This window comes from Exiguobacterium sp. USCH10 (genome assembly GCF_037619445.1).
Lineage (GTDB): Bacteria > Bacillota > Bacilli > Exiguobacteriales > Exiguobacteriaceae > Exiguobacterium > Exiguobacterium aestuarii_A.
On sequence record NZ_JAQPZO010000005.1, the window covers coordinates 19,585 to 31,702 of the forward strand.

Sequence of the window (12,118 nt, forward strand, 5' to 3'; positions counted from 1 at the left end):
TCAATATGAAACGAGTCCTCATGGTCGCATCGGTCGTATCGATGATTGAAAGTTTCAACCGTGACAACATCCGGACCCTTCAAAACATGGGATACGAGGTGCACGTCGCCACGAATTTTGAATGGGGCAGTATGTATAGCGAAGAAAAGGTCGAACGCGTCAAACAAAGTTTACGGGAGGAAGGGGTCACCCTTTTTCAAATCGACTTCGAGCGAGACATCAAAAAAATGAACGGGCATGTCCGGGCATTCCAACAATTGAAACGTGTCATGACGGCACAGTCGTATGCGTTCATTCATTGTCACTCCCCAATTGGTGGCGTCATCGGGCGCCTCGTCGCAAGACAGACCGATACGCCATGTATGTACACGGCTCACGGGTTTCACTTCTTCAAAGGCAGTCCTTCTCTCAACTGGATGCTCTATTATCCGGTCGAACGGACACTTGCCCGATTGACCGATACCATCGTGACGATCAATCAGGAAGACTTTTCGAGAGCACAGACATTTAAAACGACGCACACGTTCCGCATTCCAGGGATCGGGGTCGACACGAAACGAATCGAACAGGTTCATATCAATCGCCCGTTGAAACGTCAGTCGCTCGGGGTGGACACCGATACCGATTTCGTCTTACTGTCCGTCGGAGAATTGAACGAGAACAAAAATCACGAGACCATCATTCGAGCGATTGCCGAACTCGGTGATCCGAGCATCCGTTACTGGATTGCCGGAACGGGTGACGCGAGACCTCAATTAGAGCGAGTCATTCGAGAGACGAACCTCACGAATCAAGTGCAGCTCCTCGGTTTTCGGGATGATGTGTTTGAAGTGATGAAAGCGGCAGACTGTTTCGTCTTCCCATCTAAACGAGAAGGGCTCGGGATGGCGGCGCTTGAGGCGATGGCGGCAGGGTTACCGATCATCACCTCGAATGTGCATGGGATCAACGATTATTCGGTCGACGGGGTGACCGGTTTCAAGTGTGCCCCGAATGATATTCAAGGATTCGCACGCGCCATTCGAACGATGCGACTGGATTTCGAATTATCTCATCAGATGGGGTTGCATAATACACAATCAGCCAAGGCGTTTGATGTCGAGCGTTCCCATGAAGAGATGAAGCAGATTTACGATACATTCAGGAATCGACGTCCTTCCTGATAGTTTATAAAAAGATGGTCACCATTTCTTTTGATTTGTCAGAAGAGCAGGGGTAAGTAGTAAGCACACCAAGATTCTAGACACTAGGAAATGCAGCTGAATAGTTGAAGGAGGGTTCACCCGTGAATAGTCAGACGATGCTCCTATCGGATTTACTCGCTGTCTTTAAAAAGAGTAAACTGTTGATTCTTTTGACGGTCATGATCGTTGGAGGAGCGGCCTATTATGTCAGTCAATATGTGATCGAGCCGACGTATGAAGCATCGACCCAGGTGCTGATCGTACCGAAGCAAGAAGCCGGCTCAAACGTTGTCGACAGTACCCAGGTCTCGTCATCGCTCTCGTTGATTAATACGTATCGTGTCATCATGCGGAGTCCTGCCATCTTAAACGAGGTACAGGAGCAAGTGGCGAACGCGCCGGATGATATTAGCGAAGTGTTGTTGGTCGAGAGTGAGGAAGAATCCCAAGTCATCAATATCGTCGTCGAGTATAGCGACCCGGTCGTCGCCGCGAATATCGCGAACGTCATCACGGAAGTATTCGCCAATGAAATCCCGGATCTCATGAATATCGATAACGTCCGGATTTTATCGGTTGCTGACGTGCCGAGCGATCCCGTTGCACCGAGTACGGTCATGTATACAGGCATCGGTTTGATTGTCGGGTTTGTCATCGGAAGTGTGCTCGCACTCATCCGTTACACGTTCGACAAACGGATCCGTGATGAGAAGGAAGCAGAGAAGCTACTGGCGCTACCGGTCATCGGAAACATTCCTGTGATTGAAAAGCGAGACATGGCCGCGAAGCGGTCGAAACCGGAACCTGTAAAAGAAGACGTCAATCCAGTGGCGAAAGGAGACGAGACAAATGTTCCACCTACCAAAGACACAAGACAAAGTTCGTGAAACGAAACGAAGCTTGATCACCCTCGTGAATCCGCAGTCTCCCATCGCCGAACAATATCGGACGATTCGGACGAACTTACAATTCACCTCGCTTGGAGCCGACTTACAAACGATTGTGGTCACGTCCGCATCACCAGGAGAGGGGAAATCGACGACGGCTTCCAATCTGGCCATCGTCTATGCGCAGCTTGGAAAGCGTGTTTTACTCGTCGATTGTGATATGCGAAAACCGACAGCCCACTTCACTTTCCAACTTCCAGGGCAACTCGGGCTTTCGACTGTGCTCGCCAAACGGACGACGCTCGAGCGATCGATTCAGTCTACTCAAGTGCCTAAACTGTATATGCTGCCGGCCGGACCGATTCCTCCGAACCCTTCGGAATTACTCGCTTCTCCGATGATGAAACGGGTGCTTGAAGAGATCAAGCAATCGTATGACATGATCATCTTAGATGCGCCACCCATCATGCAGGTCGCGGACAGTCGGATTGTCGCGAGTGAGGCGGACGGGACAATCCTTGTCATCGGTTGCGACAACTCGAACCGAGACTATGTGTTGAAAGCGAAAGAGCAGCTTGAACTGTCGGGTGCGAACATCCTCGGTCTTGTCATGAATAAGCGAGACAAAGGAAAAGAACGTCATTATCACTACAAATACGATTGAGCCAGGAGAGGAGGCGAAGGACGATGCGCATCTTACACATTAACGCGATCAATGAGGAAAAGAGCACAGGGCGAATTTGTAAAGAGCTCTCGACCATCGCCAATCAGTCTGGTCATGAGAGTATCGTCGCCTATGCGACGGGACCGGACAGTGAGACAGGCATTCGAATCGGCTCGCCGTTCGATCAAAAGCGTCATGCTTTCTTGTCGAGACTGACCGGCAAGCAAGGATATGCCTCGAAAGGAGCGACGGAAGAGCTGATCCGTCGATTAGAAGCCACTCCACCTGACGTTGTCCATCTGCATAACCTCCACTCCAACTATATGCATTTGGAGACGCTGTTGACGTGGTTAGCTGAAACCGACACGCCGACGGTCCTGACGCTGCATGACTGCTGGTTTTATACCGGTAAATGTACGCATTACACGAGTTCAGGATGCGACCGCTGGCAATCTGGGTGCGGAAACTGTCCGCGACTCGCCCTCGATAATCCGAGTTGGGGACTCGATCGGACCGCCCGGATGTGGCAAGACAAGAAAAGGTGGTTCCAAGCGATTCCTCGGCTCGCTGTCATCGGGGTGTCGGATTGGATCACGACGGAGGCCCGGTTTTCATTTCTCGGGCAATCTTCAATCATCCGTCGAATCTACAACTGGGTCGACACGGATATTTTCCGTCCACGGGATACGGCGTTGTTGCGGCGGAGACTCGGGCTGACGAATCGCTTTGTGCTCCTCGGGGTAGCGAGCTCTTGGGATGACTCGAAAGGATTGTTCAAGTGGATGGATTTGGCGGAACGGCTCCCGGACGTCACCATCCTACTCGTCGGTGCGATGCCAGACATCGAGTTGCCAAAACACATCATCCACATCCCATCGACGAACCGTCCGGAAGAGCTCGCAGAATATTATGCACTCGCCGATGTCTTTTTGAACTTATCTGAAGAAGAGTCATTCGGGAAAGTGACGGCAGAAGCGATGGCGTGTGGCACGCCAGCGATTGTCTTAGATGGGACGGCAAATCCAGAGCTCGTCCCGGCCTCGTGCGGATCTGTCGTATCCGGCAGTCATCCGGCCCTTCTCGTCGATGCGATCGAGCGAATCAAACGAGATGGAAAAGGGTTTTATACGGAAGCGTGTGTCACCCATGCCCATCAGGCGTTTCGGATGGAACATCGCGTCGCAGACTACTTGGACGTCTATCAGGAATTGATCAATCAGAAAGGAAGGGATTCACTATGGCACAGCCACTCGTCTCCATCGTCATCCCCGTCTACAATGGAGCGGACTATTTGAACGAGACGATCGAGAGTGCACTCGCTCAAACGTACGAACCGATTGAAGTGATCGTCGTGAACGATGGGTCGACGGATGGTGGGGCGACGGCAGCCATCGCCAAACAGTTCGGTGATCGCATTCGCTATTTTGAGAAGGAGAACGGTGGCGTATCGACCGCCTTGAACCTTGGGATTGAGAAGATGCGAGGAGAATGGTTCTCGTGGCTCAGTCACGATGATTTATATACACCTGAGAAAATCGCACATCAAATCAAACTCCTCGACCGCATGGACAATAAGCAGAAGACGATTCTATCTTGTGGGACGGACTTGATTGATGAGGTCGGGCGCCCGATTCAACGACTTCGGAAGCGTACGAAAGGCTTTTACACGAGTGACGAGATGTTTGATTATTTAATGTTAGAGGCGTGTCTGAGCGGGTGTGCATTACTCGTCCCGAAGCAGGCGTTTGAAGAGGCAGGGATGTTCCCGACGAACTATCGCTATATCCAAGACTGGGTGCTTTGGGTCGATATGGCGCTTGCCGGATACGAATTTCTCGTGACGACCAACCCTTATGTCAAATCGCGCGTTCATCCGAAACAGCAGACGAAGCGGATTTCGGATGTGGCCCCGATCGAGTCACGGCGCTTCTTTGAACAGTTGTTGAAACGGCTTGAGTCACCTTCCAAGCAAAAGACAGTCTTTCGAGCTATCTATCGCTCTACCGCACCTGATGTGCGGGAAGAGTTGATGACACGTTACGACGGTCATCGTCTGTTATCTTACCGGGAGCAGAGGTGGCTACAAGGTAGATCCTATTTATATCATCGTGCGTTGTCTGTCTATCGCGGTGTCATGGACTTACGTTATCGCTAACGAAAAGGAGGGGCGACATGCTCATCTATTTGATCAACCTCATTCTCCTCATCGCTTGGGCAGCGTTACTCCTTCGCGATGACGGCATTCGAAACGGGAAATTGTTGTTCGTGATCATCGCGACCGTTCAATGGATCGTGTTGTCTGGCTTCCGGCATCTGAGTGTCGGGGCGGATACGATGCAGTACAAATGGATGTATGACCAGTCGAAGGTCATGTCGTGGGAGCAGATCGGCAACAACTTCATGAGCGGTTTATTCGAGAGCGGGGACGAGCGAGACCCGGGCTACTTCGTTCTTCAAAAAGCGACCCAGCTCGTGACAGATAACTACCAATGGTACTTGCTCATTGTCGCGATTCTATTCCTTGTACCGTTCGGGATTTGGATCTATCGCAACTCGACGGAACCGTTACTTAGCTTCATCATCTTTTCGACATTATTTTATGCGTTCTTCGCCATTACGGGAATCCGTCAGACGATTGCGACGGCCATCGCTGTCATGATCGGTTATGGGTTCGTGAAGGCGCGTCGGTTTTGGCCATTCCTACTCATCGTCCTTCTCGCAGCGACCATTCATAAATCAGCACTCGTCTTCATCCCGTTTTATTTCTTGGCCAACAAGCAATTGACGAGCCGTTATCTTCTCTTCATGGGGGCGCTCATCCCGTTCTTATTCGTCTTCAGAGGACAACTCTTTGAACTGTTCCGGATCATCAGCGGGTATGACCAATACGATTACTATGCGGGAGCAGGGACGCTCAACTTTTCGTTACTCCTCCTCTTGATCACCATCGTCGCCGTCTGGCGTAAAGACGAGATGATTGCGAACAACCCGTATGCCGTCCATTATATCAACGCCTTGTTGCTTGCACTCTGCTTCTTACCGCTCACATTCATCAATCCATCGATGATGCGCGTCGTTCAATATTTCTCCGTTTTTATCATGCTTCTCATTCCGGAAATCTTACGATCGTTTGACCGAAGGGAGCGCCTGCTCGTCTATTACGTGGCCATCACAGCGCTACTCTTCCTATTCGTCCGGAACGAACCGATTTATCTATTCTTCTGGCAACAAAAATAAAGGAGGGAAGTCGAAATGGCGACGAAAGTGGAATTCGATGAACAACGCAGCTCACGTCAAATTAAAATCGGTGCCCTCATGTCGTATACCGCCATCGGCTTCAATATTTTAGCAGGGTTGATCTATACGCCGTGGATGATTGCTGAAATCGGACAAGCCAGTTACGGACTTTATATGCTGTCCATCTCGCTCGTCAGCATGTTCGCTCTCGACTTCGGGCTTGAAGCGGCCGTATCACGCTTCTTATCCAATTATCACGCACTCGGTGACGAAGAGGGGGCGTCTCGCTTTTTAGGTGTCGCCTTCAAACTGTTCACGGGAATCGCCATCTTGATCGGTCTCGTGCTCGTCGGCGTATACGTCATGATCGAGACGATTTATGCGAGCTTGTCCGCGAGTGAAATCGATACATTGAAGACGCTCTATATCATGGTCGGCTTTTATATCGTCGTCCTCTTTCCGACAAAACCGTTCAACGGCATCTTGATTGCGAATGAACGGTTCGTCGTCTTGAACTGGTTCAACTTATCTGAAAAAGTGCTCACGGTCGTCTTGATGATTGGGGCGCTCCTCCTCGGATATGGATTATATGCGCTCGTGTTCGTCAACGCGCTCGTCGGACTCTCGATTATCATCGGGAAAGGGCTCTACTTGATGCGACGGACGGATACCGTCGTCGAGTTCCTCTATTCGAGCCGCACGATGTATCGGGACATCTTCTCCTTTTCGTCTTGGACGACGTTGATTGCACTCGCGCAGCGATTCATCCTCAACATCACCCCGACCATTTTGGGTGCGGTCGCGGGGAGTGCCTCCATCGCACTCTTCTCCATCGGGATGGTCATCGAAGGATACGTTTGGACCATCTCCTCGGCCATCGGCTCGCTCTTCCTTCCGAAAGTCACACGGATGACGACGAGTAACCGGCACGGGGATTTAGAAAACTTGCTGATCCGGGTCGGGCGGATTCAACTGTACATTGTCGGTTTGATCATCGTCGGCTTCATGACGATGGGACAAGAGTTTATTCGACTATGGGTCGGCGAATCGTTCCATACATCTTATTGGGTGGCGCTCTTCTTGATCGCCCCAGGGTTCATCACATTGACCCAAGAGATTGCCTACACGACATTGATTGCGACGAACCAAATCAAATATCGCGCGTTCGCCTCTTTGATTGTCGCACTCGTCAGCGTCATCTTATCTTCCATCTTGTCGCCGCATTACGGGGCCATTGGAGCGGCCGTCGCTATTTTAATCGGGAATGTCTTTGGCACCATCTTGTTTATGAACTGGGTCTATCTCCGGATTCTTCAGCTGAACATGTGGCGCTTCTTTAAAGAGTGTCATCTCAAGATTATGCCGGCTCTCATCGTCTTGGGTGTGGCAGGCTGGATGATTCAGCAAACGTTTCCCGTCAATTCACTGTTTCTCTTCTTACTGAAAGCCGGGGTGCTTGGTGCCGCCTACATCCTCGTCTTGTGGCTCTTCACGTTTCGAGAGGATGAAAAACAGCTTATCACCGGGTTATTACGCCGATCATCTTAAGCATCCCAATCGAGGATGCTTTTTCTAATTATGGGAACGCGCCATTAAGCCATCTTTCAAAAAAATGATACACATATCTTTCAGATTCTTGTAGGAGAAGGGTATCACGTTAATATCCACTCATTGCAATAGTTTTCCAATCACCGATAGAAACCATTTACATCATGAAGGAGAGGATCTGCAATGTTTCAAGATAAGACGTTACTCATCACAGGAGGGACTGGGTCGTTCGGTCATGCGGTCATGCAACGCTTCCTCAAAACGGACATTAAAGAGATTCGCATCTTCTCACGCGATGAGAAGAAACAAGATGATATGCGTAAGCTCTATCAGGACGATAAACTCAAATTTTATATCGGTGACGTTCGTGACGTGAACAGCGTCCGTAACGCCATGTACGGAGTCGACTACGTCTTTCACGCAGCAGCATTGAAACAAGTCCCGTCTTGTGAGTTCTTCCCGCTCGAGGCGGTCAAGACGAACGTACTTGGTACAGATAACGTCTTAACGGCTGCCGTCGAGCAACACGTGAAAAAAGTGATTTGTCTCTCGACGGACAAAGCCGCCTATCCGATCAATGCGATGGGCATCTCGAAGGCGATGATGGAAAAAGTGTTCGTGGCGAAAGCGAAAGCGGTTCGTCCCGACCAGACGCTCATTTGCGGGACACGCTACGGCAATGTCATGGCATCACGCGGTTCTGTCATCCCACTCTTCGTCGAACAAATTAAACGAGGCGAGCCGTTGACGGTGACGGATCCATTCATGACGCGGTTCTTGATGAGTTTAGAAGACGCCGTCGAACTCGTCGTCTTTGCCTTCAAAAACGCACATGCAGGAGACATCATGGTCCAAAAAGCACCGGCCTCGACGATTGGAACGTTGGCACAAGCGCTCATCGAACTGTTCGGTGTCGACAACCCGATTAAAGTCATCGGCACACGTCACGGAGAGAAACAGTACGAGACACTCTTGACGCGAGAAGAGAATGTGGTCGCCGAAGACATGGGCGGATTTTACCGGGTACCTGCGGATACGCGAGACTTGAACTATGAAAAATACTTCAGCGAAGGCAGTCAAAAATTGACCGTCGAAGGCGAGTATAATTCGGCGAACACCGAGCAATTAAACGTCGAACAAGTGAAACAACTGCTCATGAAACTTCCTTATATCCAACAAGAGTTGAAAAGCTGGGTGAAAGTCTCATGAAGATTCTCATCACAGGCGCGAACGGGTTCGTCGGAAAGAATTTAAGGGTGACGCTCGAAGCGGCCGGGCATGAAGCGTTTGCTCAAACACGTGATACGGACGAGGAGACGTTCATGAACTACTGTCGTGAAGCAGACTTCATCTATCATCTGGCTGGGGTGAATCGTCCGAAAGAGGAACGCGAGTTTTTCGAAGGGAATGTCGGCTTGACGCAACATCTGCTCGATGTCCTCACTCAAGTCGATAACTCGGCACCAATCGTTTACGCGTCTTCTGTTCAAGCCGAGCTCGACAACCCATATGGACAAAGCAAGCGCGAAGCCGAACAGTTGCTACTAAATGAAGTGACCCGGACAGGGCGTCAGGTGATGATCTATCGACTTCCGAACTTGTTCGGGAAATGGAGTCGGCCGGATTATAACAGCGTTGTCGCCACATTTTGTGACCGGGTCGTCAAAGGAGAACCAGTCGAGATTCATGATCCGAATCGCACCGTCACCCTTGCTTATATCGACGACGTCGTGGAAGCTTTCGTGAACGTGTTGGAACAACCGGTCAAGCCTGGCTATCAGATGGTTGACACACATGACCCCGTCTCGCTGGAGCGTTTGGCAAACCTTCTCTATACGTTCCGCGAGAGTCGGAAAAATCTAGCCGTCCCTGCGCTCGATGATCGCTTCACGAAGCAACTCTATAGCACGTATCTCAGCTACTTGCCGGTTGACGCATTCGGATATGACTTACGGAAGCATGAGGATCACCGGGGCTCGTTCACTGAATTCCTTCGGACACCTGACCGCGGTCAAGTTTCCGTCAATGTGGCCAAGCCCGGGATCACGAAAGGGAACCACTGGCATCATACGAAAAACGAAAAGTTTTTAGTGGTCAGCGGGGAAGCGAACATTCACTTTCGAAAACTCGGGGAGGACGTCGTCCATTCGTATTATGTGACGGGTGAGATGATGCGCGTCATTGATATCCCGGTCGGCTATACACACAGTATCGAAAACGTTGGAACGGTAGATTTGGTGACGGTCATGTGGGTCAATGAAGCGTTTGATCCGAATCGTCCGGATACTTATTTCATGGAGGTGCAAGATGAAACAGCTCAAAGTGATGACCATCGTCGGGACGCGACCCGAGATCATTCGTCTGTCGGCCGTCCTTCATAAACTTGAACAATCTGAAGCCATCGAGCATATCCTCGTGCATACCGGACAAAACTATGACTACGAATTAAATGAGGTCTTCTTCGAAGATTTTGGACTAAGAAAGCCAGACCACTTTTTAAATGCCGCGACCGGTAGTCCGATGGAGACAATCGGCAACATCTTGATTCACATCGATCCGATTTTAGAACAGGAGCGTCCGGATGCGGTCCTCATCTTAGGCGATACGAACTCTTGCTTGACGGCCATCGCCGCCAAACGACGGAAGATTCCAATTTTCCATATGGAGGCGGGCAATCGCTGCTTCGACCAGCGCGTCCCGGAAGAGACGAACCGTAAAATCGTGGATCATACGTCGGATATCAATTTGACGTATAGCGATATTGCCCGGGAATATCTGCTTCGTGAAGGGTTACCGCCAGAACGGGTGATCAAGACTGGGAGTCCGATGTATGAAGTGCTCCACTCTAAGCGCGAGGCCATCGAACAGTCGGACGTGCTCGACCGACTCGGCTTGATGCGGGAGGGCTATTTCCTCGTCTCGGCTCACCGGGAAGAGAATATCAATTCGGACAAGTTATTTATCGCGCTCGTGGAAAGTTTGAATACGGTAGCTGACGTGTACGACCTTCCCGTCATCGTGAGTACGCATCCGCGCACGATGAAGCGGATCCAAGAGTTGAATATCACGTTCCATCCGCACGTCCGGTTGCTCAAGCCGCTCGGTTTCATCGACTACAATCACTTACAGCTCCATGCGAAGGCGGTCCTCAGTGATAGCGGGACAATCAGTGAAGAGTCTTCGATTCTCGGGTTGCGAGGTCTCAATATCCGCGAGAGTCATGAACGTCCCGAAGCGATGGAAGAAGGGGCCGTCCTTATGGTCGGGCTCGAGAAAGAGCGCATCCTCCAAGGCATCTCCGTCGTCTTGTCACAACCACGCCCACGACTCGTCAGCGACTACAGTATGCCGAACGTCTCAGACAAGGTCGTACGCATCCTCTTGTCTTATACGGATTACGTTCGACGTGAAGTATGGAAAGGTAGCGTCGACCCGAGACAGGTCGTCAAGGGAGGGATAAACGATGAAACAGAAGCTTGTCTTTATCAGTAATATCGCATCTCCGTACCAAGTGAAGCTCTGTTACGCCTTAGAGGAATATTTCGATGCAGAGTTTTGGTTTTATGAACACTTGGATGCGAATCGACCGGACTGGTGGAAAATCCCGCTCGGAGACAAATGTAAGATCTTAAAATACTCGAAACGGTTCCCGAAACTGAGCTATCTCTCACTCGGGTTGATTCCTGAACTCGTTCGTTTCAAGCCTGACATCATCTTGCTCGGAGGGTTCATGCCGATGCACGCATTGATCACAAAAGTGGCGAAACGGTTAGGGATCAAAACGGTCGTCATGAGTGAGCCGCTCCGGCCCCTTCAAAACGACGATGACCCGTCAAATCGATTGATGAATCGGATCGATAACCCTCGAAAAACACAGCTATTGCACTGGATGTTCAAAGATGCAGATTTATTCTTCAGCATGGGAACGGTCGCGGTCGATCAGTTCAAACGGGAGCTGCAGTTCAACCCGGATAAAGTCGTGCATGCCACGTATGCACAAGATATCGATGCCTATTTCGATCATGGTCTCCGTCATAAAAAACAAGGGGACACGTTCAAGTTATTGTTCGCGAATCGCCTGGTCGAACGCTATCAACCACTGCTCGTCCTCGAGGCGTATCGCAATTTATCAAAACGATACAACCTAGAGCTTTACTTGAACCACTCGGGTCAACAACTCGAAGCCTGTAAATCATACATTGCGGAACATCATCTCGAGAACGTTCATTTCTTAGACGAGATTCGGGCGTGGGACGAGATGCCGATCGTGTACGAACAAGCCGATATCTTGATTCTCCCGGCGACTTACTCGAACGGGAACGGGACGATTATCGAGGCACGGGCTTCCGGCATGGGGGTCGTCATCAGCAATCAGATCAACAACGTATCGCATCATTCGGTAGATGGAGAGAACTGTTACATGTGTGATGTCACGGTGGAGTCAATCGAAGCGGGAATCGAGCAATACTTGGCGCATCCCGAACGCTTGATCGAACACGGCAAACTCTCTCGTGAGCTCGTGAAATTCCATCGAAATGATGTGACGGCAAAAGGGTACTATGACACGTTGCGGGAGAAGCAAATCATTTCGTGAAGGA

Annotated in this window: 11 protein-coding genes; all 11 read left to right on the top strand. The window is 50.5% G+C overall.

What is annotated here, in order from left to right:
• Positions 1–5: 5 nt before the first annotated feature.
• The 11 genes from PQI28_RS09415 (at position 6) to PQI28_RS09465 (ending at position 12,114) form a co-directional block, all read left to right on the top strand.
• Positions 6–1,163: a glycosyltransferase family 4 protein gene (locus PQI28_RS09415; RefSeq protein ID WP_337874161.1), complete on the top strand. Its 1,158-nt coding sequence runs from the start codon at positions 6–8 to the stop codon at positions 1,161–1,163.
• Between the two features lie 122 nt (positions 1,164–1,285).
• A complete protein-coding gene (locus PQI28_RS09420; RefSeq protein ID WP_214816768.1) occupies positions 1,286–2,071 on the top strand; it encodes a YveK family protein in 786 nt (261 codons plus the stop codon).
• Positions 2,034–2,735 carry a CpsD/CapB family tyrosine-protein kinase gene (locus PQI28_RS09425; RefSeq protein ID WP_339963117.1) on the top strand — a complete coding sequence of 234 codons (702 nt, stop codon included), beginning with the start codon at positions 2,034–2,036 and terminating at the stop codon, positions 2,733–2,735. The genes PQI28_RS09420 and PQI28_RS09425 overlap by 38 nt, the downstream gene beginning before the upstream one ends.
• A gap of 23 nt (positions 2,736–2,758) precedes the next feature.
• Positions 2,759–4,030, top strand: coding sequence for a glycosyltransferase (locus PQI28_RS09430; RefSeq protein ID WP_339963118.1), 1,272 nt, complete (start codon positions 2,759–2,761; stop codon positions 4,028–4,030).
• Positions 3,973–4,890 carry a glycosyltransferase family 2 protein gene (locus tag PQI28_RS09435; protein ID WP_339963119.1) on the top strand — a complete coding sequence of 306 codons (918 nt, stop codon included), beginning with the start codon at positions 3,973–3,975 and terminating at the stop codon, positions 4,888–4,890. The genes PQI28_RS09430 and PQI28_RS09435 overlap by 58 nt, the downstream gene beginning before the upstream one ends.
• A 17-nt stretch (positions 4,891–4,907) precedes the next feature.
• Positions 4,908–5,972 carry an EpsG family protein gene (locus tag PQI28_RS09440; RefSeq protein ID WP_339963120.1) on the top strand — a complete coding sequence of 355 codons (1,065 nt, stop codon included), beginning with the start codon at positions 4,908–4,910 and terminating at the stop codon, positions 5,970–5,972.
• Positions 5,973–5,987: 15 nt separating this feature from the next.
• Positions 5,988–7,520, top strand: coding sequence for an oligosaccharide flippase family protein (locus PQI28_RS09445; protein WP_214784380.1), 1,533 nt, complete (start codon positions 5,988–5,990; stop codon positions 7,518–7,520).
• Between the two features lie 183 nt (positions 7,521–7,703).
• Positions 7,704–8,729 (top strand): polysaccharide biosynthesis protein, encoded by a 1,026-nt coding sequence (locus tag PQI28_RS09450; RefSeq protein ID WP_214784377.1) that lies wholly within the window; start codon positions 7,704–7,706, stop codon positions 8,727–8,729.
• The gene (locus tag PQI28_RS09455; RefSeq protein WP_339963121.1) at positions 8,726–9,901 is read left to right on the top strand and encodes a polysaccharide biosynthesis C-terminal domain-containing protein; all 1,176 of its coding nucleotides are present in this window, start codon (positions 8,726–8,728) and stop codon (positions 9,899–9,901) included. Before PQI28_RS09450 ends, PQI28_RS09455 begins: the two co-directional genes overlap by 4 nt.
• Positions 9,828–11,012, top strand: coding sequence for a non-hydrolyzing UDP-N-acetylglucosamine 2-epimerase (gene wecB / locus PQI28_RS09460; protein WP_339963122.1), 1,185 nt, complete (start codon positions 9,828–9,830; stop codon positions 11,010–11,012). Before PQI28_RS09455 ends, wecB begins: the two co-directional genes overlap by 74 nt.
• On the top strand, positions 10,984–12,114 hold the full coding sequence (locus PQI28_RS09465) for a glycosyltransferase family 4 protein (protein WP_339963123.1): 1,131 nt from the start codon (positions 10,984–10,986) through the stop codon (positions 12,112–12,114). Before wecB ends, PQI28_RS09465 begins: the two co-directional genes overlap by 29 nt.
• The last annotated feature ends 4 nt before the right edge of the window (positions 12,115–12,118 follow it).